This is a genomic window from Onishia niordana (genome assembly GCF_004798965.1).
Classification (GTDB): domain Bacteria; phylum Pseudomonadota; class Gammaproteobacteria; order Pseudomonadales; family Halomonadaceae; genus Onishia; species Onishia niordana.
In genome coordinates, this window is the sequence record NZ_SDSD01000150.1 from 1 (window position 1) to 246 (window position 246).

At 27.2% G+C, this 246-nt stretch carries 1 protein-coding gene; it reads right to left on the bottom strand.

Features of this window, described 5'->3' with window-relative positions; all coding sequences use genetic code 11:
• Positions 1–246: hypothetical protein (locus ETC27_RS18510; RefSeq protein ID WP_205742802.1), on the bottom strand; the 246-nt coding region annotated here is incomplete at both ends.

Here is a 246-nt window from a genome sequence, read left to right on the forward strand (position 1 = left end):
CTTTGATAATAAACTCTCTCCTAGCCAAATTTTTAAGTCTATATAACTCATCCAATCAACTGGGTCTTTTTTTGCTTTCTCATTTTTGAAAGTTGGAACTTTATTAAAAAGTCTTTTCTTTTGAATGTCAGTATAAATCTCGCCAAAAGAGTTATAAAGATTTTGTTTTTTAACTATACGTCTTAGGTATTCACTCTCTTTAGTATTATTCTGTAAAGCAGAGATAATATCATTTAAAAAGTCATT